At 71.7% G+C, this 20813-nt stretch carries 17 protein-coding genes, 1 tRNA gene and 1 pseudogene; 16 read left to right on the forward strand and 3 right to left on the reverse strand.

The window, feature by feature from the left end:
- Positions 1 to 157: 157 nt before the first annotated feature.
- The 4 genes from AB0D04_RS27920 to obgE all read left to right on the forward strand — a co-directional run bounded on the left by AB0D04_RS27920 (position 158) and on the right by obgE (position 6226).
- Positions 158 to 3826, forward strand: a complete 3669-nt coding sequence (locus AB0D04_RS27920) for an Rne/Rng family ribonuclease (RefSeq protein ID WP_362708600.1) — start codon at positions 158 to 160, stop codon at positions 3824 to 3826.
- A gap of 231 nt (positions 3827 to 4057) precedes the next feature.
- The gene (rplU, locus tag AB0D04_RS27925) at positions 4058 to 4378 is read left to right on the forward strand and encodes a 50S ribosomal protein L21 (RefSeq protein ID WP_006605648.1); all 321 of its coding nucleotides are present in this window, start codon (positions 4058 to 4060) and stop codon (positions 4376 to 4378) included.
- Between the two features lie 14 nt (positions 4379 to 4392).
- Positions 4393 to 4647 (forward strand): 50S ribosomal protein L27, encoded by a 255-nt coding sequence (gene rpmA / locus AB0D04_RS27930; RefSeq protein WP_362708603.1) that lies wholly within the window; start codon positions 4393 to 4395, stop codon positions 4645 to 4647.
- A 142-nt stretch (positions 4648 to 4789) separates the two neighbouring features.
- Entirely contained in the window at positions 4790 to 6226 is a 1437-nt protein-coding gene (obgE, locus tag AB0D04_RS27935; RefSeq protein ID WP_362708605.1) for a GTPase ObgE, read from the forward strand.
- Between the two features lie 145 nt (positions 6227 to 6371).
- On the opposite strand, the gene AB0D04_RS27940 is transcribed toward obgE, so the two are convergent.
- Entirely contained in the window at positions 6372 to 8468 is a 2097-nt protein-coding gene (locus tag AB0D04_RS27940; protein ID WP_362708608.1) for a hypothetical protein, read from the reverse strand.
- A 392-nt stretch (positions 8469 to 8860) separates the two neighbouring features.
- Here AB0D04_RS27940 and proB point away from each other — a divergent pair, with 392 nt between their 5' ends.
- From proB to AB0D04_RS27965, 5 genes are all read left to right on the forward strand, one after another.
- Positions 8861 to 9988, forward strand: coding sequence for a glutamate 5-kinase (gene proB, locus AB0D04_RS27945; RefSeq protein ID WP_362708610.1), 1128 nt, complete (start codon positions 8861 to 8863; stop codon positions 9986 to 9988).
- Between the two features lie 284 nt (positions 9989 to 10272).
- Positions 10273 to 10767: a hypothetical protein gene (locus AB0D04_RS27950; RefSeq protein ID WP_362708612.1), complete on the forward strand. Its 495-nt coding sequence runs from the start codon at positions 10273 to 10275 to the stop codon at positions 10765 to 10767.
- Between the two features lie 297 nt (positions 10768 to 11064).
- Positions 11065 to 12333, forward strand: a complete 1269-nt coding sequence (locus AB0D04_RS27955) for a glutamate-5-semialdehyde dehydrogenase (protein WP_362708615.1) — start codon at positions 11065 to 11067, stop codon at positions 12331 to 12333.
- A gap of 114 nt (positions 12334 to 12447) precedes the next feature.
- Positions 12448 to 13065, forward strand: a complete 618-nt coding sequence (locus tag AB0D04_RS27960; RefSeq protein WP_362708618.1) for a hypothetical protein — start codon at positions 12448 to 12450, stop codon at positions 13063 to 13065.
- Between the two features lie 125 nt (positions 13066 to 13190).
- The gene (locus AB0D04_RS27965; protein ID WP_362708620.1) at positions 13191 to 14324 is read left to right on the forward strand and encodes a hypothetical protein; all 1134 of its coding nucleotides are present in this window, start codon (positions 13191 to 13193) and stop codon (positions 14322 to 14324) included.
- Here AB0D04_RS27965 and AB0D04_RS27970 read toward each other — a convergent pair.
- Positions 14287 to 15390: a M48 family metallopeptidase gene (locus tag AB0D04_RS27970; RefSeq protein WP_362708623.1), complete on the reverse strand. Its 1104-nt coding sequence runs from the start codon at positions 15388 to 15390 to the stop codon at positions 14287 to 14289. The genes AB0D04_RS27965 and AB0D04_RS27970 overlap by 38 nt on opposite strands.
- Before the next feature lie 130 nt (positions 15391 to 15520).
- Between AB0D04_RS27970 and AB0D04_RS27975 the strand changes: the two genes are divergently transcribed.
- From AB0D04_RS27975 to AB0D04_RS28005, 7 genes are all read left to right on the forward strand, one after another.
- Entirely contained in the window at positions 15521 to 15673 is a 153-nt protein-coding gene (locus tag AB0D04_RS27975; RefSeq protein WP_362708626.1) for a hypothetical protein, read from the forward strand.
- A gap of 117 nt (positions 15674 to 15790) precedes the next feature.
- Positions 15791 to 15952 (forward strand): hypothetical protein, encoded by a 162-nt coding sequence (locus tag AB0D04_RS27980; protein ID WP_362708628.1) that lies wholly within the window; start codon positions 15791 to 15793, stop codon positions 15950 to 15952.
- A gap of 52 nt (positions 15953 to 16004) precedes the next feature.
- Complete coding sequence (gene nadD, locus AB0D04_RS27985; protein WP_362708631.1) at positions 16005 to 16616, forward strand: nicotinate-nucleotide adenylyltransferase; 612 nt, start codon at positions 16005 to 16007, stop codon at positions 16614 to 16616.
- 23 nt (positions 16617 to 16639) lie between these two features.
- Positions 16640 to 18403, forward strand: coding sequence for a LytR C-terminal domain-containing protein (locus AB0D04_RS27990; protein WP_362708634.1), 1764 nt, complete (start codon positions 16640 to 16642; stop codon positions 18401 to 18403).
- Between the two features lie 163 nt (positions 18404 to 18566).
- On the forward strand, positions 18567 to 19001 hold the full coding sequence (rsfS, locus tag AB0D04_RS27995) for a ribosome silencing factor (RefSeq protein ID WP_362708636.1): 435 nt from the start codon (positions 18567 to 18569) through the stop codon (positions 18999 to 19001).
- The gene (locus tag AB0D04_RS28000) at positions 18998 to 19651 is read left to right on the forward strand and encodes a histidine phosphatase family protein (RefSeq protein WP_362708646.1); all 654 of its coding nucleotides are present in this window, start codon (positions 18998 to 19000) and stop codon (positions 19649 to 19651) included. The genes rsfS and AB0D04_RS28000 overlap by 4 nt, the downstream gene beginning before the upstream one ends.
- 123 nt (positions 19652 to 19774) lie before the next feature.
- A tRNA-Ala gene (locus AB0D04_RS28005) sits at positions 19775 to 19847 on the forward strand.
- Here AB0D04_RS28005 and AB0D04_RS28010 read toward each other — a convergent pair.
- A pseudogene (locus AB0D04_RS28010) lies at positions 19829 to 20744 on the reverse strand (helix-turn-helix transcriptional regulator). The gene AB0D04_RS28005 and the pseudogene AB0D04_RS28010 overlap by 19 nt on opposite strands.
- Between the last annotated feature and the right edge of the window lie 69 nt (positions 20745 to 20813).

The following is a 20813-nucleotide window of genomic DNA, read 5'->3' on the forward strand; positions in this document are numbered from 1 at the left end:
CCAGGAGACTTTCGCCGGTCCCGACCTACGGGCCCGGCGAGCGAGACGACAGCTCCCGTGCGGCGCCCGCGCCCCGGACGGCGGAACCGCGCTCATCACGCGGACCGCAGCCGGAATCAGGCGTGGCGCCCGGGAGCGTGACGGGAGAACCGCCCGCATGCTCGAAACAACTGAGCCCACCGATTCCACCGAACCCACGCAGTCCGCGGACCGTGGTGTGGACGACAACAATTCGCCCGGCGACGTCCTGCCGCCGCGCCGCAGGCGCCGTGCGGCGTCCCGGCCGGCCGGCCCGCCCGTGGGCGGCGCTGCGGCCGAGGCCGCGGTGGTGAGCACCGAGAGCCCGGCGGCGCAGCCCGCCGTCGAGGAGCCCGCCGCATCGGCGGTCACCACCGGGGACGAGGCCAAGCCGGCCCGTACGCGTCGCCGTGCCACCCGTAAGGTGACCGCGCCCGCCGGGGCCCCGCAGGTCAGCGAGGCCGCACCGGCCGAGGCCGCACCGGCCGAGGCCGTTGCCGAGGTCCCCGAGGCCGAGGAAGAGGCCAAGCCGGCCCGTACGCGTCGCCGTGCCACCCGTAAGGTGACCGCGCCCGCCGGAGCGCCGCAGGTGAGCGAGGCCGCCCCGGCCCCGGTTGCCGCCGAGGTGCCCGAGCCGGTGGCCGAGGTCGCCCCGGCACCCGCCGAGGACGAGGCCAAACCGGCCCGTACCCGCCGCCGCGCCACCCGCAAGGTGACCGCCCCGGCCGGAGCCCCGCAGGTCAGCGAGGTCGAGGAGACCGCCGCTCCCGTCGCCGAGGCCGCCGCTCCGGCCGCCCCCGCGGCGGAGGCGCCCGCCGAGGACGAGGCCAAGCCGGCCCGTACCCGCCGTCGTGCCACCCGCAAGGTGACCGCGCCCGAGGGCGCGCCGCAGGCCGTCGAGGAAGCCGCCCCCGCCGCCCCCGAGGCCGAGCCTGCCGAGCCCAAGCGCCGGCGCCGCCGTGGTGAGCCCGTCGCCGAGGCGCCGCGCGCCGAGGAGGAGGCCGCGCCGGAGGCTCCGGTGCGCGGCCGTCGCCGGGCGCAGCGCCCGCCGACCGCCGTCTTCCAGGCGCCGGTCTTCGCCGAGCCGATGTTCCAGACCCCGGAGAGCGCGGCCGCCGCGCACGCCGCGGCCCGCCAGGAGGAGGCCGCCCCCGAGCAGGCCGCCGAGGAGCAGCCCGCCGCCGGCGGCCCGCGCCGTCGCCGCCGCCGTGGTGCCCCGGTCGAGCCGCAGGCCGCCGTGCCCGTCGAGGAGCCGGTGGCCGAGGAGGCCGCCGAGCCCGAGGAGGCCGAGGAGCAGGAGGCCGCGCACGACGAGGAGTCGGGCGACCGCCCCTCGCGCCGTCGTCGTCGTGGTGGCCGTCGCCGCCGCCGTGGTGAGGCCGCCGAGGAGCTGCCCGAGGAGTCGGAGGCCGAGGCGCCCGCCGAGCCCGAGGAGCAGGCCGCCGAGGAGCTGGAGGAGGAGGCCGAGGAGCAGCCCGGCGGCGGCTCCAGCAGCAGCCGCCGTCGCCGTCGCCGCCGTCGCCGCAGCGGTGAGACCGCCGAGGCCGAGGCCGGTCAGGTCGACGACCCCGAGCGCACCGTCGTCAAGGTCCGCGAGCCCCGTAAGAAGGACGAGGGGACCAGCGCCGACGAGGTGCAGTCGATCAAGGGGTCGACGCGCCTTGAGGCCAAGAAGCAGCGCCGCCGTGAGGGGCGCGAGCAGGGCCGCCGCCGGGTGCCGATCATCACCGAGGCGGAGTTCCTGGCGCGGCGCGAGGCCGTCGAGCGGGTGATGGTCGTCCGCCAGAGCGGCGAGCGCACCCAGATCGGCGTGCTGGAGGACGACGTCCTCGTCGAGCACTTCGTCAACAAGGAGCAGGCGACCAGCTACGTCGGCAACGTCTACCTGGGCAAGGTGCAGAACGTTCTGCCGTCCATGGAGGCCGCCTTCGTCGACATCGGCAAGGGCCGCAACGCCGTCCTGTACGCCGGCGAGGTCAACTTCGAGGCGCTGGGCATGGCCAACGGGCCGCGCCGCATCGAGTCCGCGCTCAAGTCCGGCCAGTCCGTGCTGGTGCAGGTCACCAAGGACCCGATCGGCCACAAGGGCGCCCGCCTGACCAGCCAGGTCTCGCTGCCCGGCCGCTACCTGGTGTACGTGCCCGAGGGCTCGATGACCGGTATCAGCCGCAAGCTCCCCGACACCGAGCGGGCACGTCTGAAGCAGATCCTCAAGAAGATCGTCCCCGAGGACGCGGGCGTCATCGTCCGTACCGCCGCGGAGGGCGCGAGCGAGGACGAGCTGGCGCGCGACGTCCAGCGGCTGCAGGCGCAGTGGGAGGAGATCCAGAAGAAGGCGAAGGCCGCTTCCACGAGCTCTCCGTCGCTGCTCTACGGCGAGCCGGACATGACCGTCCGCGTCGTCCGCGACATCTTCAACGAGGACTTCTCCAAGGTCATCGTCAGCGGTGACGAGGCGTGGGAGACCATCCACGGCTATGTCGCGCACGTTGCCCCGGACCTCACCGACCGGCTGCAGAAGTGGACCTCGGACGTCGACGTCTTTGCGACGTACCGCATCGACGAGCAGCTGATGAAGGCCCTGGACCGCAAGGTCTGGCTGCCCAGCGGCGGTTCGCTGGTGATCGACAAGACCGAGGCCATGGTCGTGATCGATGTCAACACCGGCAAGTTCACCGGCCAGGGCGGCAACCTCGAAGAGACCGTGACGAGGAACAACCTCGAAGCGGCCGAGGAGATCGTGCGCCAGCTGCGGCTGCGCGACCTCGGCGGCATCGTCGTCATCGACTTCATCGACATGGTGCTGGAGTCCAACCGGGACCTGGTGCTGCGGCGGATGCTGGAGTGCCTGGGCCGCGACCGTACGAAGCACCAGGTGGCCGAGGTCACCTCGCTGGGCCTGGTCCAGATGACCCGTAAGCGGGTCGGCCAGGGCCTGCTGGAGGCCTTCTCCGAGTCGTGTGTGCACTGCAACGGCCGCGGTGTCATCGTCCACATGGACCAGCCGGCGGCGGTCGGCGGTGGCGGCAAGCGCAAGAAGAAGGGCAAGGCGGCACCCGCCGAGGCCGTCGAGCCGCACGTCCATGAGGTCGAGGCCGTCGAGCCCACGCCGGACGGCGCGCCGGAGCTGGAGCCCGCCCCGGTGACGGAGGCCGAGCTGCAGCCTGCGGTGGCCGACACCGACGAGTGGTTCAGCAGCCCGGCGGAGGCCGAGGCGGCCGCCGGACGGACGCGTGGCCGCCGCCGGGTGAGCCGGAAGGTGTCCGCTCCGGCGGGCGCCCCCAAGGCCGCCCAGGAGGTTGCCGCGATCGTCGTCCCGGTCGAGCCGGTGACCGAGCCCGTCGCCGAGCCGGAGCCCGTCGTGGAGACGGCCGCCGAGGCTGCGGTGGCGGAGCCCGCGCCGCCGCGTGCGCGCCGCCGGGCGACCCGCCGGGTGAGCGCTCCGGCCGGGGCGCCCGAGGCGGCCGGTGAGTCCGCGGCGACCGTCGTGATCACGGCGCCGGCGGCGGAGCCCGTCGCCGAGCCGGCCGCGGAAGCCGCCGAGGCCGAGGCCGAGGCCGCGCCCGCCGCCAAGAAGCCGGCGAAGAAGGCGACGGCCAAGAAGGCAGCGGCCAAGAAGACGGCCGCGAAGAAGACCACGGTCAAGAAGACGGCGGCGAAGAAGACCACCACCGCCAAGAAGGCCACGGCGAAGAAGACCACCGCGAAGAAGGCGGCTACGAAGAAGACGACGCAGGCGGCGGCCAAGAAGACCGCTGCCGCCGAGCAGCCCTCGGTGGCGTCGGTGTCCGCTTCGACGGAGGACTAGCAGTACCTGCCGCGCCCCGGGCCGTTACGGCGGTCCGGGGCCGGTTTGACCCCCTGGTCAAGGCCCCGTAACCTTGACCGTCGGTGTCTGTGTGACACCAAACCCCTGAGCAAACACCTCTCGGCCCTGCCGAGGGAGGCCGCTCGTCCACTCGGATTCCACGGGCCGTATCCCAGGCCCGTGTGAGCGGCTGGCATCAGAGGATCCGTTCCTAGCGAAAGAGAGTTCCGCGTGTACGCGATCGTGCGCACCGGCGGGCGCCAGCAGAAGGTTGCTGTCGGCGACGTCATCGAGGTTGACCGCATTTCCACCAGCAAGGTCGGCGACACCGTCGAGCTCTCGACGCTGCTGGTTGTCGACGGCGACTCGGTCACCAGTGACCCGTGGGTCCTGGCCGGCGTGAAGGTCCAGGGCGAGGTCGTCGACCACCACAAGGGCGACAAGATCCGGATCCAGAAGTACAAGAACAAGACCGGTTACAAGAAGCGGATCGGCCACCGCCAGCTCCACACGGCGCTGAAGATCACCGGCATCGACGCTCCGGCGAAGTAAGGGACTGAGGAGACATGGCACATAAGAAGGGCGCATCGTCCACTCGGAACGGTCGCGATTCCAATGCTCAGCGGCTCGGCGTGAAGCGCTTCGGCGGTCAGGCCGTCCTCGCCGGTGAGATCCTGGTCCGCCAGCGTGGCACCCACTTCCACCCGGGCACGGGCGTCGGCCGCGGCGGCGACGACACCCTGTTCGCCCTTGAGGCCGGCGCGGTGCAGTTCGGCACCCACCGTGGCCGCAAGGTCGTGAACATCGTCCCGGTCGCCTGATCACGGCACGGACGTAGCACAGCACACACCAGGGGCGGACCGCCTCCCGCGAGAGCGGGAAGGCCGGTCCGCCCTTGGCGTGTTACGACAGAGACATTCCGCAGTACGCAGACAATCCCGTTTATCTGGAGGCACCCCCACCATGACCACCTTCGTGGACCGCGTCGAGCTGCATGTCGCCGCGGGTAACGGAGGCCACGGCGTGGCCTCCGTTATGCGGGAGAAGTTCAAACCGCTGGGCGGCCCCGACGGCGGCAACGGCGGCCGCGGCGGCGATGTGATCCTGGTCGTCGACCAGGCCGTCACCACGCTCCTCGAATACCACCACCATCCGCACCGCAAGGCCACCAACGGTGCGCCGGGCGCGGGCGACAACCGTTCCGGCAAGAACGGCCAGGACCTGGTGCTGCCGGTTCCCGACGGCACCGTGGTCCTGGACGGCAACGGCGAGGTGCTGGCCGACCTCGTCGGCCAGGGCACCACCTTCATCGCCGGCCAGGGCGGCCGCGGCGGCCTCGGCAACGCCGCACTGGCCTCGGCCCGCCGCAAGGCCCCCGGCTTTGCGCTGCTCGGCGAGCCCGGCGAGGCCCGCGACATCGTCCTCGAGCTGAAGACCGTCGCGGACGTGGCCCTGGTCGGCTACCCCAGCGCCGGAAAGTCCTCCCTCATCTCGGTCCTCTCGGCCGCCAAGCCGAAAATCGCGGACTACCCCTTCACCACCCTGGTGCCCAACCTCGGTGTGGTGACCGCCGGTTCGACCGTCTACACCATCGCGGACGTCCCCGGTCTGATCCCCGGCGCCAGCCAGGGCAAGGGCCTGGGCCTGGAGTTCCTGCGGCACGTCGAGCGCTGCGAGGTGCTCGTCCACGTTCTGGACACCGCGACCCTGGAGTCCGACCGCGACCCGGTCTCCGACCTCGACACCATCGAGGAGGAGCTCACCCAGTACGGCGGTCTCGACAACCGTCCCCGGGTGGTCGTCCTCAACAAGATCGATGTGCCGGACGGCAAGGACCTCGCCGACCTGATTCGCCCCGACCTGGAGGAGCGCGGCTACCGCGTGTTCGAGGTCTCGGCGGTCGCCCACATGGGCCTCAAGGAGCTGTCGTACGCGCTGGCCGGCATCGTCGCCGAGGCCCGTGCGGCCAAGCCCGTACAGGAAGCCACCCGTATCGTCATCCGGCCCAAGGCCGTGGACGACGCGGGCTTCACGGTCACGGCCGAGGGCGAGAACTTCTTCCGCGTACGGGGCGAGAAGCCCGAGCGCTGGATCACGCAGACCGACTTCAACAACGACGAGGCCGTCGGCTACCTCGCCGACCGCCTGAACCGCCTGGGTGTGGAGGACGCGCTGCGCAAGGCGGGCGCCCACGCCGGCGACGGCATCGCCATCGGTGCCGAGGACAACGCCGTCGTGTTCGACTGGGAGCCGATGATGGCGGCCGGGGCGGAGATGCTGGGCCGCCGTGGCGAGGACCACCGTCTGGAGGCGCCCCGGCCGGCCACGCAGCGCCGCAGGGACCGGGACGCGCAGCGGGACGAGTCCGACGAGGAGTACGACGGCTTCCGGCCGTTCTGACGGTGCCCCCGACGGCATCTGCGGGCGGGCAGGAAACGCACGACAACGGGGAAGGCCCCGGGAGGAGATCCTCCCGGGGCCTTCCCCGTTGTCGTGCAGCGTGTCGCAAAGCCGCTGTGCGGGGCCGTGGGCGCCCCGCTGCGGGCTAGACGGCCGCCGGTTCGTCCGTGGCGCCGTCGGACTCGTGATCGGCCGTCTCGGCGGCGTCTGCGGCGTTCACGGCATCCTGCGAGCGCTGCCCGGGGATACCGGCCAGCCGGCTCTCCATCCGTACCCGCCGCTCGTCGGCCTTGGTGCCCAGCGCCAGCGCGGCCTGGTTGAAGCGCACCGCGGACGGCGGGTCCGACGGGCCGAGCAGATGCTCCTTGAGCTCGGCGCGCTCGGCAGCGAGGGTGTCCTGCTCCGGGTTGCGTACGGCCTCCAGGAGCGCGGCCACGCCGTCCGCCTCGGGCGTGAGGATCGTCGCGGCCCGGACGGTCGGGAAGTTGGCCCGGAAGTCGGCCTCGGCCATCCCGGAGGTGTTGGCCACCGCGTACGGCTTCTCGCTGGTCAGGTAGTCCGAGACGACGCTGGAGACATCGCTGATCAGCACATCGGCCTGGTTGAAGCAGGGGAAGATGGCCGGCTTGGCGGTGGTGATGATCAGGTGCTGCCACTCCGGGAAGGAGTTCCAGTAGGCCTCCTCCCAGGCGGACAGGGCGGCCGACACGGCGGCCGCGCGGCCCTCCTCCGGGGTGCCCTGCAGCCGCATCCGCTCCAGCTCGTCCGCGCTCTTGCGGAAGCCGGAGGTGGTGAGCTGCTTCAGCTCCTCGGCGCAGCGGTCCAGCTCGGCGGCGGCCTCCGGGGCGGGCTGCGCACCGCTGCGCCGGCCGTTGGCCTCGGTGATCATCGCCTGGATACGGGCGTTGGCGGCCTTGGCCCGCGGGTCGACGGAGCCGGTCATCGGGTGCGGCTTGTACACCAGCCGAACGTTCTCGTCGGCGAGCAGCTCGCGGACGATGTTCTCGCCCGCCAGGATCACCGAGGTGTTGCCCGGATTGCCGTCCCAGCCCTCCCAGGTCGGGGCGTACAGCACGGTGGTCGGACGGCCGGCCGGGGCGCCCTCGTACGGCCGGATCGGGGACAGCTGGGGGCGGCCGACCTCCACGACGTCCTTGTCCTCGACGCCGATGTCGGCGAGCTGGTAGCGGTCACGGGCCGCCGGGCCCGCCACCCAGACCTCGTCGTACGCCTTCGCGTACGGGTTGCACGAGGACAGCTTGTCGCTCTCCCCGTGGTTGATGAAGGCGTGCTTGATGGAGGGGATGCGCAGGATCTGCGAGGTCTTGCCGGAGTTCGCCGGGTGCAGCAGGACCTTGAGCGCGGAGTGCTCCAGGCGCATCAGGTTGGCGACCTTGGGGATACAGACGATCGGGATGTCCGTGGCCTCGATCTTCTGCACCATGAAGCGCTCGCGGAGCACGATGATCGGGTTGCCGTCCAGGTCGGCGAGGGTGCTCAGCCACATGTTGGCCTGGTAGGCGGAGGAGGCGCCGCCGGAGAAGTACATGCCGACGGTGGGCTTGTACTCGGCGAGCCAGTTGTCCAGCCACTCCAGGGCGCGCTGCTCGGACAGCACCCGCTTCTTGGGCAGCAGCCAGGTACCCAGGTAGACGGTGCCGCCGGCGGACAGGACCAGGGAGACGGCCAGGCCGATGCCGCCCCAGTACGCGTCGGTGGTGATCGAGGTCAGCATCATGCCCGTCGTGCTGGGCACCGAGAAGCGCAGCAGCCGCCGGCCGGTCTGGCGGGAGAGGATGCGCGGCGGGGCATCGGACAGCCGCAGCGCACCGGCGTCGATGTTCCGCGTCACGAACGGCAGGCTGCGGGTCCGCCGGACCAGCACCGCGACCGCCTGGCACACGAAGTGGGTGCCGTAGAAGAGCAGCAGCGTGATGGTGAGCGGCGCCTGCTCCTCGAGCGGATTGATGCCGTCGATGTGCAGCAGGCCGACCAGTATCAGCATGTCGCGCAGCAACTGGCGCACCGTGACGTCGAAGCGGATCCGGCCGAGCACGGACAGCAGGCCGGGCTGCTTGTGCTGGAGGATCAGGTCGAGTCCCAGGTTGACCACGGATGCGGCGATGAACAGCGGAATGACGGGCAGCAGCGCACCGAGTAGCTGAGCGGTGAACGCGAGCATCATCGCGAAGAGGGCCGCGAGCTGTACGGCTCGGCGGGGGACGATTCCGGCGGAAGGCACGGGGGAGGGCTCCTGGCAGCAATAAAGGTCAGGGGGAGGCCGAGGGGGGCGGCCGGGTCCCGCGCTGCGACGCCGCCGGAGCGGCGAAACGGGACCGATGGACACCCGACCGTATGACCTTGTTGGCCTTGGTGACAATCTGCTGTGGCTCTCATCACCGCGAAAGCGGACCAATCGAACGCAACCCGTTGGCGACCGCCGTCGTCTTAAGAAATTCCCACGAAGGCCGGGGCGAACACCGCCAGGAGACCGGGTGAAGGCGGCGCCGCGGCGAACCCCGGTGTCCGCGGGGGCGTCCGTCAGGCGATATCCGGGCGCACCGGTGGCGCGACCTGCCGTAGATTGCGCCCGTAGGGCCGTTTTACGGGGCGAGCGATAACAGGGGTATGCAGGTGGCAGGCGCAAGGGGCGCACGGCAGGACGTTACGGACGCCCGCCGGATCGTGGTGAAAATCGGTTCCTCCTCGCTGACCACGGCAGCCGGCGGGCTGGACGCGGACCGCGTCGATGCGCTGGTGGATGTGCTGGCCAAGCACCAGGACAAGGAGATCGTCCTGGTCTCCTCCGGTGCCATTGCGGCCGGACTCGCACCGCTGGGCCTGGAGCGGCGCCCCCGCGACCTGGCCCGGCAGCAGGCGGCCGCCAGCGTCGGCCAGGGCCTGCTGGTCGCCCGCTACACCGCCTCCTTCGCCCGCTACGGCCGGCGGGTCGGGCAGGTCCTGCTGACCACCGACGACACCAGCCGCCGCGCCCACTACCGCAATGCCTACCGCACCCTGGACCAGCTGCTGGCCATGGGCGCCGTACCGATCGTCAACGAGAACGACACCGTCGCCACCGACGAGATCCGCTTCGGCGACAACGACCGGCTGGCCGCGCTCGTCGCCCACCTGGTCCGCGCCGACCTGCTGATCCTCCTCTCCGACGTGGACGGCCTCTACGACGGCGACCCCGCCACCCCCGGCACGTCCCGGATAGCGGAGGTCACCGGTCCCCGGGACCTGGAGGGCGTCTCCATCGGGAGCGCGGGCAAGGCCGGGGTCGGCACCGGTGGCATGGTCACCAAGGTCGAGGCGGCCCGGATCGCGGCCGCGGCGGGTGTCCCCGTCGTCCTGACCTCGGCCGTGCACGCCGCGGACGCGCTGGCCGGCGGCCCGACCGGCACCCATTTCCTGCGCACCGGCCGCCGCTCCGCCGACCGGCTGCTGTGGCTGGCGCACGCCTCCACGCCGCAGGGTGCGCTCGTCCTGGACGACGGCGCCGTTGCGGCCGTCGTCGACCGGCACTCCTCGCTGCTGCCCGCCGGCATCGCCTCCGTCGAAGGTGAGTTCTCCGCCGGGGACCCGGTCGAGCTGCGGGACGCCGGCGGCCGCGCGGTGGCCCGCGGGCTCGTCAATTTCGATGCCCGGGAAATCCCACGTTTGATGGGCCGTTCGACCCGGGATCTCGCCCGTGAGCTGGGCCCCGCCTATGAGCGCGAGGTCATCCACCGCGACGATCTGGTGTTGCTGCACCACTGAGCACCTGACGGGCCACTGACGGCCGTCACGACGGGGAAACATCGCAGGCAAACGCCGCGGGACCACCGGGAAACACCCTCCACGGGCCGGTGTGAAGTCCGGCCTTTCCACGGGGACCTTCGCGAAAACGGCCCCGCGAGGGCCCGCGGGCTGGTCAACTTTGTTGCGGGGGCGCCGTAGGGGAGCGGCGCCCGCAGCGCGCGAGCGCACACGCCGAAGTACGACCGCACCAATCGGCTCCGCACTCCCGAGGGCGGAGCGATTCGCATCACAGGAGGCCGCCGGTGAGACGAGGGCGCCCGGGGGCTCTGCCCCGAGGGACGGCGGAGCGCACACTGACCAGCGTCCGGGCCGGCGACGATGCCGGCCGCCCGGACGACGAGCGTACGGAGCGGAACGGGACGGCACCGGCGACGCCGCAGGGCGAGCGCCGGGAGGCGTCCCGGCTGTGGCACATCACCCTGAGTGTCTCGGGGGCCGAGGCTCCCCTGAAGGAGGTCCGGCGCTCGCTCGAACAGCTCGCCCACGACCATCCCTTCCTGCTGACCAGCCGTTATGCCAACGACCACGCCGAGATCCGCTACTGGGAGGAGGCGCGGGACCTGCACGACGCCGCGGCGGTCGCGCTGCGGCTGTGGGGCGAACACCGCTCGACGGCCAAGCTGCCGCCGTGGGAGATCGTCGGCCTGGAGGTCATCGACCGCGAGACCTACCACCAGCGGATCGCAGAAGGCTACGGCCCGCCACCGGCGGCACCGGTGGGGGTGCATCCGTACTAGGCCGACATGCATCCGTACCGGCCCGCGGCGGGCGGCACGGAATCCCTCCCGGCCCCGCCACGTTGTGGTCTGCAAGGGGCGCCCTCGTCCCGTAGGGCATCTGTTCGACCAACCCCTAGGGAACCCGGGCGCCCCTTGCAGACCCGGCCCACCTACCGCAATCGACGACGGCTCCTGCCCGGCCCACCCCGCCGCACGGTGCCGGCTGGGCCCCCACGGATCCGGCCCACCTACCGCAACCGACAACGGCTCCTGCCCCGGCCCACCCCGCCGCACGGTGCCAGCTACGCTTCGGCCATGACCAGCAGCGCATCGCAGACCTCGCCCGTCCTCGACACCGCCCGCCGTGCGAAGGAGGCGGCCGCCGTCCTGGCGCCGCTGCCGCGCACGGCCCGCGACGGGGCGCTGCTCGCCATCGCCGAGGCCCTGGTGGAGCGTACGGACGCCATCGTCGCCGCCAACGCCGAGGACGTCGCCAAGGCGCGGGCCGCCGGCACCTCCGAGTCGATCGTGGACCGGCTCACCCTCACCCCCGAGCGGATCGCGGCGATCGCCGCGGACGTCCGCGACGTGGTGGCCCTGCCCGACCCGGTGGGCGAGGTGGTGCGCGGCTCGACCCTGCCCAACGGCCTGGACCTGCGCCAGGTCCGCGTCCCGCTCGGCGTGATCGGCATCATCTACGAGGCCCGCCCCAATGTGACCGTGGACGCCGCGGCCCTGTGCCTGAAGTCCGGCAACGCCGTGCTGCTGCGCGGCTCGTCCTCCGCGTACGCCTCCAACACCGCCCTGGTGCAGGTGCTGCGGGACGCCGTCGAGGGCGCCGGGCTGCCCGCCGACGTGGTGCAGCTGGTCCCCGGCGAGAGCCGCGACTCGGTACGGGAGCTGATGCGCGCCCGCGGCCTGGTGGACGTGCTGATCCCGCGCGGCGGCGCCGCCCTGATCCGTACGGTCGTCGAGGAGTCCACCGTCCCGGTGATCGAGACCGGCACCGGGAACTGCCATGTGTACGTCGACGAGGCCGCCGACATCGACATGGCCATCGACATCCTGATCAATTCCAAGGCACAGCGCCCCAGCGTCTGCAACGCCGCCGAGACGGTGCTGGTGCACGCCGGGATCGCGGAGAAGTTCCTGCCGCGCGCCCTGGAGGCGCTGACCGAGGCCGGGGTGATCGTGCACGGTGACGCCGCCTGGCAGCAGGCCGGCCCCGGGCTGGTCGCCCCCGCCACCGACGAGGACTGGGCATCGGAGTACCTCTCGTACGACATCGCGGCCGCCGTGGTGCCCGACCTGGACGCGGCCGTCGCGCACATCCGGCGCTGGACCTCCGGCCACACCGAGGCCATCGTCACGACCTCGCAGGCCGCTGCCCGCCGGTTCACCCAGCTGGTGGATTCCACCACCGTCGCGGTCAATGCCTCCACCCGCTTCACCGACGGCGGCCAGTTCGGCTTCGGCGCCGAGATCGGCATCTCCACCCAGAAGCTGCACGCCCGTGGCCCCATGGGCCTGCCGGAGCTCACGTCCACCAAGTACATCGTCACCGGCGACGGGCACACACGCTAGCGGCGGCACCGTACGGCGTGGTGGGCCGGGGCGGGAGCCGTGGTGGGTTGCGGTCGGTGGTTCTGCCCGGCCGGATCCCTGCCCAAAATGCGCGGGCGAGGCTACCCTGGACGGGTGCCGGACGACGTGGGGGGCAAGCCGTTCCCGGACGGCGAAGAGCCCGACGAGCACCACCACGGGAGCCACGGAAGAGCGGATGAGGAATTCGCTGCCGTGGTCTTCGACGAGGAATTCGTCCGCTCCGCGCGGATCCATGAGCCCTCGGCGGTCGAGCGGATGCTGGCCGCCGCCGAGGCGCGCGCCGAGGCCGAGGCGGCCCGCTCGGTGCCCGGCTTCGGCCCGGAGGCTGCGGACGGCCGCGCCGCCCGGGACGAGGCGGCCCGGCGAGCCGACGACCACGACCTGTACGGCGACTACGGGGATTACGGCGAGTACGGCCCGTACGGCCCTTATGGCGGGTCGCTGCGGCCGTACCGCGGCGGGCCCCGCTGGCACCGGCCGATGGCCTGGGTGCTGGCCATCGTGATGGGCATAGGGCTGGTCGCGCTGGCCTTCAGCGCGGTCTACCGCGGGGCCTCCGGCAAGAACCAGAGCCCGGCGCCACGGCCCGCCTCCAGCGAGCCGTCCTCCAGCGGTCCCAAGGGCGTCCGTACGATGCGGCCCGGCCTGGTGCCCTCCGCGTCCGCGGAATCCGCGCCGCCGGCGGCGTCCGCGGCGCCCCGGGCGCACTGATCGCGTGGCCGCGGGCGTACGGCGTGCCGGGCGTCCGCCCGGCCAGTAGGCGGAACGGAGCGCTCCGGTGAAGTTGGCGTCCGTCCCGGCGTTTACCTTCGCCTTGGCGGACCTACCCTAGTTGTATGACCGGGCCTGGTGACCCTCCCGAAGGGACGCCCAACGGCGCCCCGGGAGGCGGTGAGGACGAATACCGATCCGTTGTCTTCGACGAATCGTTCGTGCGCGCAGCGCGGCTGCAGGAATTCTCCGCCGACGAGCGGCTCGGCGAGCAGCACTCGCCCGCTGTCAAGCCGCGCCACCGCTGGCTGCTGCGTGCCGCCGGCGGCTCCCGGCAGGCGATCTTGCTGGTGCTGCTGATCGTGCTGGCCTTCGGCACCGCCGTCTACATGGGCATCCGGCACCCCTACAAGACCCCTGACACGGCGCAAGTGCAGCCGCTGCGCTCCGCGGTCGTACCGCTCGCACCGGCCGGTGCCGTGCCGGGCGCGACGCCCGAGGACCTCTTCGCGCACAGTCCGGCGAAAGATTTCCGGATCGGCGCCGCGGGCATCAATCTGCCCGTCGTCTCCCGCACCGAGCATTTCTCCGGCGGCCAGATCGTCTCCGCCCTGACCATCGCCAAGGACTACCTCGTCCGCTCCTCGGTGGACCCGGCCACGCTCACCGGCGCCTCCGTACGGCCGGTGCGGCTGCTGCTGGACACCGGCCAACTCGACCAGTTCGACCGGAGCATGACGCGCCCCGACGACAACGGCCGCTATGCGGCGGCCGGCTGGCTGGTCCGTTTCGACCCCAAGGAGACCCGCCTCGCCGACCGGAACGTGCGGGTCAACGGCACGCTCCAGGCGGCGGAGTTGAGTCCGGACACGCTCGATGTCACCGCCGACTACACCTTTGTCTACGCCGTACGGCCCACCGCCCAGGCACTGAAGAACGGCCCCGCCGATCATGGCGTGGGCAAGGTCACGCCGGGCGCCGCCTCGCTGTTCACCGTCCGGCGCGAGGTCCACGTCCGTATCGACCGCGACGACCTGACCGACCACCGCCTGGAAGTCGTGCAGAGCAACCTCCAGGCGGGGCCGCTGGCCTGTTCCTCGAAGCCGGCCGACACCCTGCGCCCGCTGCTTGCCGGGCAGCACGCCGGGAACGACCGGCCGACGAGCACCGACCCGTACGCCAGGAGCCGGGCCAATCCCTCGCTCTGCGGTGAACTGGCGCCTAGTGCCCAGCCGAGTCCGAGCCGTCCGATCCGCTAGCACCGCCCGAGCCGTTGGCACCGCCGTCGGGCCGCGAGCCGCCACGGAAGACTGTGTCGCGCAGCTTGCCGCCCAAGTCACCCGCGCCGCCCGCGATGTCGCGCACCAGGCCCATCAGCGGGTCCTTGCTGTTGCGCACCGAGTCGGCGTAGTGGGCCGCGGAGTCCCGGAAGGAGTCGGACACCGAGGTGTCCTTGTCCTCGTCCCGGCGCGGGTAGTGACCGTCCATGATCCGCTGGTGGTCGCGGCTGGCCGCCCACTTCTTCAGCTCGGCCGCCCGTACGGTGGTGAACGGGTGGCTGCGCGGCAGCAGGTTGAGGATCTTCAGCACGGAGTCGCGCAGATCGCCGCCCGCCTCGTACTCCTCCGCCTGCTTGAGGAAGGCGTCGACATTCATCTCGTGCAGATGATTGCCGCCGGCCAGCTTCATCAGACCGCGCATCGAGGCCTGCAGATCCTGCCCGACCAGCAGCCCGGCCCGGTCTGCCGACAGCTCCGACTTGCGGAACCATTCGCGCAGTGCCGTCACGATCGCCATGATCGCGACATTGCCCAGCGGGATCCAGGAGACCTTCAGGGCCAGGTTCGTCAGGAACAGCAGAATCGTGCGGTATACGGCGTGACCGGACAGCGCATGGCCGACCTCGTGGCCGACGACCGCCCGCATCTCCTCCTCGTCCAGGAGCTCGACCAGGCCGGTCGTCACCACGATGATCGGCTCGTCCAGGCCGATACACATGGCATTCGGGTTCGGGTCCTGGTTGACGTACATCGGCGGGACCTTCTCGAGGTCCAGGATGTAGCAGGCGTCGCGCAGCATGTCGTTGAGGTGCGGGAACTGCTGGTCGCCGACCCGGACCGAGTCCGACAGGAACATCAGCCGCAGGCTGCGCTCCGGAAGCAGACCGCTGAGCGTCTTGAAGACGGTGTCGAATCCGCTCAGCTTGCGCAGCGCCACCAGCGCCGAGCGGTCCGCGGGGTGTTCGTATGCGCGGGACGAGATTCCGGGAAACCGCCTGCGGTCCCGGCTGGGTACGTTGTCGCTGCCGCCTGGGCTCTCCGTCATTGGGGCCTCCCCCTGTTCGACTTCGTGTGTTTCAGACTAGAGGACGCCGCTGACAGCGGATTGGATGCTCGGGCGTAGGCTGGCGATCGCACCAATGCCCGTACACACTCGTACAAAAGGGAGCGCATTCATGCTGCATTCGAGCATGCTGCTCGCCGCCGTCCAGCAGACCCCTGGGGCGGACGGTCCCGGCTGGATCCTGCGCACCGTGATCATCGTCGGCGTCCTGGGTGCGGTGTTCCTCGCATGGCTCCTGCTGCGCGGCTACGGCAACCAGGACTGACCTGCGCAGGTGCCCCCCGGCGGCTGCGGGTGGAGTCGCCGTGGGCCCGCGGTGAGCTGACGCTTACGATGTGGCGGACGTAACTGCCCGACCCCACCCGGATTGGTTCTGCCGACGATGAGCCTGCACACCACCGCACAGTCCCTGGTCTCCCTTGCCGCCGAACCCGGACACGAGGGCGGTCACGCCAGCCTCAGCCCGTTCCTGACCGGCGGCGGCGCCCTGTTCATCCTGCTTCTCCTGCTGTGGATCACGACCCGGTTCAACCGCGACCGCTGAGCCCCGGCACCGGCCCCCCACCATCGCGCGGCGCCCAGTAGGGTCTGCACGCATGGGAGAGCACACAGGGCCCGTGAAGCGGCGGCTCGGAGTGATGGGCGGGACGTTCGACCCGATCCATCACGGACACCTTGTCGCCGCCAGCGAGGTGGCCAGCCAGTTCCACCTCGACGAGGTCATTTTCGTGCCCACGGGGCAGCCGTGGCAGAAGAGCCACAAGACGGTGTCCCCGGCCGAGGACCGGTATCTGATGACGGTCATCGCGACCGCGTCGAACCCGCAGTTCTCCGTCAGCCGCATCGACATCGACCGCGGCGGCAAGACGTACACGATAGACACGCTGCGTGATCTGCGCGCCGAGCACCGGGACGCGGATCTGTTCTTCATCACCGGCGCCGATGCGCTCAGCCAGATCCTGACCTGGCACGATGCCGCGGAGCTGGTCTCGCTGGCGCACTTCATCGGGGTGACCAGGCCCGGCCATGTCCTGGCCGACCCGGGGCTGCCCGAAGGGGCGGTGTCGTTGATCGAGGTGCCCGCGCTGGCCATCTCGTCGACCGACTGCCGAGAGCGCGTCGCCCAGGGAGAGCCGGTCTGGTACCTGGTGCCCGACGGAGTGGTGCGCTACATCGACAAGAAACAGCTGTACCGCAGCGACCGCTGACGCACCTGACGGAAGGGGCACCGGTGAGCGACCGACACGATCCGTACGGGCCGCAGGACCCGTATGCCCAGGACCCGTATGCCCAGGAGCGGCAGGGTCAGCCGGGCTATACCTACGACGCCTACGGGCAGCCGGTGTACCGCGACGCCTCCCAGGGGCCGTACGAGCAGGCGTACGACCAGTACGGACAGCCGGTGGCACCCGCCGCCGGGGCGTACGACGGCTATGACGGCTACGGCCAGTACGGCGGGCAGCAGGGCCAACAGGGCGGGCAGCAGTACCAGGCGCAGCAGGAGTACGGCTACGACGCCTACGGCCACCAGCAGGTACGGCAGCAGGGCTATGCGCAGCAGTACGACCCGTATGCGCAGCCCCCGCAGCAGCCGGGCGGGCAGCAGGCCCAGCAGGAGTGGATCCCGCAGCAGGCGCCGCGGCCCCCGTACGAGCAGCCGTACGACGAGGAGCCCCGGACCGCCGCTCCCGCGGAACCGGCGGCGCCCTCGGGCAAGCCCTCCTCGGCGGCCCCGGAAGGCGGCTACCACACCGAACAGTTCTCCTTCATCGAGGAGCCGGACGAGGACTCCGAAGACGTCATCGACTGGCTGAAGTTCACCGAGAGCCGCACCGAGCGGCGCGAGGAGGCCAAGCGGCGCGGCCGCAGCCGGATCGTCGCGCTGTCCGTCGTGCTCGCGCTCCTGGTGGCCGGCGGTGTCGGCTATCTGTGGTGGGCGGGCAAGCTGCCGGGACTGGCCGGGCCGGGCACCGACGGGCCGGCCGCCGTCGGCGGGCAGAAGCGGGACGTCCTGGTGGTCCACCTGCGGGACACCAAGACCGGCAACAGCTCGACGGCGCTCCTGGTGGACAACACGACCACCCACAAGGGCACCACCGTCCTCCTGCCCAACAGCCTTGTCCTCCCCAAGGACGACGGGACCCCCACCACGCTCGCCAAGTCCGTCAAGGAGGACGGCGCCGACGCCACCAAGGACTCCCTCAACACCCTCCTGGGCACCGACCTCAAGGCCAGCTGGCGACTGGACACCCCGTATCTGGAGAACCTCGTCGAGACGGTCGGCGGCATCACCCTGGACACCGACGCCACCGTGCCCGGCGCCAAGAAGGGTGACTCCCCGGTGGTCAAACAGGGCCGTGGCCAGGACCTCAACGGCCAGGCAGCCGTCGCCTACGCCACCTACCTGGGGCCCCGTGAGACCCAGACCAGGCAGCTGCAGCGGTTCGGGCAGGTCATGCAGGCCACCTTGAAGAAGATCTCCACCGACGCGGACGGCGCCACCGCCACGGTCAAGACGCTGCTGCAGGTCCTCGACCCGCCGCTGACCGAGGCCGAGCTGGGCAGCTCGCTGGCGCAGCGGGCGGAGCTGGCGAAGACCGGCGCCTACCGCACCACCCTGCTGCCGGTCCAGGCGAACGGCACGCTCGGCCAGGCCGCCTCGGCCGCCGTCGTCAAGGACGTGCTGGGCGGCACGGTCAAGAAGGCCGCCCCGGACGCGGTCGCCCGGGTCGCGGTCCGCAACGCCGGCGGGGTCAAGAGCGCCACCGGAAAGGCACAGGTCGCGCTGGTCAACGGCGGCTACACCTTCGTCGACGACGGCAGCGAGACGGTGGCCAGGGCCAGGTCCCAGGTGACCTACGCGGACGCCGGCAAGAAGGCCCAGGCGACAGAGGTCGCCAAGACGCTGGGGCTGCCGACCGGTGCGGTCAAACAGGGCAAGGGCGCCTCGAACGCCGACATCACCGTTGTGCTGGGTCAGGACTACAAGGGCTGACCAGCGGGTTCGGGCGGCCCGCGGGCAGTGGCGGGGCGCCCGAACGGAGGGTTCGAAAAGGCTTCCGGGAGTGTCGGCGGTCCGTGAGACCCTTGAGGGGTACTCGAACGCCTCGCCTGCCGCACCCGGCCGGCGGGGCAGCCCCCGACCCGGAAAGCCGCTTGTGACCGCCACGGACCGCTCCATCGAGCTCATCAACGCCGCCGCTCAGGCGGCAGCCGACAAGCTCGCGCACGACATCATCGCGTACGACGTCAGCGACGTCCTCTCGATCACCGACGCCTTCCTGCTGGCGTCGGCGCCCAGCGACCGCCAGGTCAAGTCGATCGTCGACGAGATCGAGGAGCGGCTCTCCAAGGACCTCGGCGCCAAGCCGGTGCGCCGTGAGGGCGACCGCGAGGCCCGCTGGGTGCTGCTCGACTACGTCGACATCGTGGTGCACGTCCAGCACAGCGAGGAGCGTGTCTTCTACGCGCTCGAGCGCCTGTGGAAGGACTGCCCCGAGATCGACCTCCCCGAGGAGGCCAAGGCCACCCGTGGCAAGGCCGCGGCCCACGCCGAGGCCACGGCGGGCGCGCAGGACGGAGAGCTGCACTGAACGGCACGAAAACCGACCGCGGCCGTCGCGTCGTCCTGTGGCGCCACGGCCAGACGGCCTGGAACCTCGAACGCCGCTTCCAGGGCTCGACGGACATCGAACTGACCGAGATGGGCATCGGGCAGGCGCGCCGCGCCGCCCGGCTGCTCGCCGCCCTCAAGCCGGATGCGATCATCGCCTCCGACCTGCGGCGCGCTGCCGCCACGGCCAATGAGCTGGCCGCGCTCACCCAGCTCGATGTGACGCACGATGCGGCTCTCCAGGAGACCTACGCGGGCGCCTGGCAGGGTCTGACGCACGACGAGATCCTCGCGCGGTACGGCGACCAGTACACCGCCTGGAAGCGGGGCGAGGCGGTGCGCCGCGGCGGCGGTGAACTGGAGACCGAGGTCGCCGACCGCGCCGCCCCCGTGGTGCTCAACCACGCCGACAAGCTGCCCGTGGGCGGCACCCTGGTCGTCGTCAGCCACGGCGGCACCATACGCACCACCATCGGCCGGCTCCTCGGCCTCGACGCCCACCACTGGGAGGGCCTGGGCGGCCTGTCCAACTGCTGCTGGTCCGTCCTGGGCGAAGGCGCCCGCGGCTGGCGCCTCCTGGAGCACAACGCCGGCACCCTCCCCGAGCCGGTCCTCGGCGACGACGACTGACTCCAGGACCGGCCCCACCTGCCGGCCTCCGGGGCCGGATTTCACATCTGGGCAGGTCGCAGGCTAAAGTTCTTCTTGTTCGCGGCGCCGCCGGGGGAGACCCGGGGGAGCGGAACAAGACCCGGGGCTATAGCTCAGTTGGTAGAGCGCCTGCATGGCATGCAGGAGGTCAGGAGTTCAATTCTCCTTAGCTCCACAGCCCGGATGATCCCGTCCCCTCCAGCGAGGGGGCGGGATCTCTGCGTTGCCGGGGCAGTACGCGTCACCGGGCCTCCGGCTGCGCGTTGCCGGTCGCCTTCTGTGCATTGCCGCCGCTGCGCTCCCACCCCGTGCCTGCTCCGCGCCGGCCTGTGAGGCGGGCTGCAGATGGTCCGGGCAGCCGATCAGCGGGTCGTGGTGGCCGCGCAGCGCCGCCGTCCGCTCGCGGCTCTCCTCATCGGCCGGCGTCGGCGCTGGTCCGCGACAGCCGGTGGATCAGCGTCTCCCCCGCCGGCTCGCCCACATGTCGCCCGTATGCCCCACGTAACTGCGCCACCAGAGCGGGGAACTCCTCGTCCCGGTTGCGGATCGCGCAGCAGCCCGGCGGCATCGTGAACAGCTGCCAGAGCACATTGCGGGCCGGGCCGCGGGCCGGCGCGATGGTGGGAAAGACCTCTTGGGAGGCGGTATTGCACGCCAGCACGTCATAGCGGGCGTTGTAGACCACCGCGGGCAGCGGTACCAGGGCGTCGATGATGCCGCGCACCTCCGGGCCGACCGTCTGCACGTCGGCCTCACGGGCGGGGGCGTACGCCACCTCCGCCAGGTGGTAGAGATGTTCGCGCTCGGCGTCGTCCAGCCGCGGCGTGCGGGCGACGGCGTCCAGCACCTGGCCGCCGGCGTTGATCGGGCGGCCCTGCTCGAGCCAGGTGTACCAGGTCACACCGACCCCGGGGAGCTGGGCGACCTCCTCGCGGCGCAGGCCGGGCGGGCGGCGGCGCAACCCTGGTGGCATACCGACGTCCTGAGGAGTCACCCGGGCGCGGCGGCCCCGCAGGAAGGCCGCGAGCTCCGGGCGCCGTCGCTGGGCCGGCTGCCGGGCCGAGGTCGTCATGCTGCACACACCCCCATCGTCAGGGCAGGCACAGGGGCCTGCCAGGTGCTGTCGGTACCAGCATCGGCG

It is taken from the genome of Streptomyces sp. NPDC048483, from assembly GCF_040651455.1.
Classification (GTDB): domain Bacteria; phylum Actinomycetota; class Actinomycetes; order Streptomycetales; family Streptomycetaceae; genus Streptomyces.

What these genes read in the sequence shown, in the direction of transcription:
- AB0D04_RS27920 (WP_362708600.1), top strand. Translation starts at nt 158, where the DNA reads ATGCTCGAAACAACTGAGCCCACCGATTCCACCGAACCCACGCAGTCC.
- rpmA (WP_362708603.1), top strand. Translation starts at nt 4,393, where the DNA reads ATGGCACATAAGAAGGGCGCATCGTCCACTCGGAACGGTCGCGATTCC.
- obgE (WP_362708605.1), top strand. Translation starts at nt 4,790, where the DNA reads ATGACCACCTTCGTGGACCGCGTCGAGCTGCATGTCGCCGCGGGTAAC.
- AB0D04_RS27955 (WP_362708615.1), top strand. Translation starts at nt 11,065, where the DNA reads ATGACCAGCAGCGCATCGCAGACCTCGCCCGTCCTCGACACCGCCCGC.
- AB0D04_RS27965 (WP_362708620.1), top strand. Translation starts at nt 13,191, where the DNA reads ATGACCGGGCCTGGTGACCCTCCCGAAGGGACGCCCAACGGCGCCCCG.
- AB0D04_RS27970 (WP_362708623.1), bottom strand. Translation starts at nt 15,390, where the DNA reads ATGACGGAGAGCCCAGGCGGCAGCGACAACGTACCCAGCCGGGACCGC.
- AB0D04_RS27975 (WP_362708626.1), top strand. Translation starts at nt 15,521, where the DNA reads ATGCTGCATTCGAGCATGCTGCTCGCCGCCGTCCAGCAGACCCCTGGG.
- AB0D04_RS27980 (WP_362708628.1), top strand. Translation starts at nt 15,791, where the DNA reads ATGAGCCTGCACACCACCGCACAGTCCCTGGTCTCCCTTGCCGCCGAA.
- nadD (WP_362708631.1), top strand. Translation starts at nt 16,005, where the DNA reads ATGGGAGAGCACACAGGGCCCGTGAAGCGGCGGCTCGGAGTGATGGGC.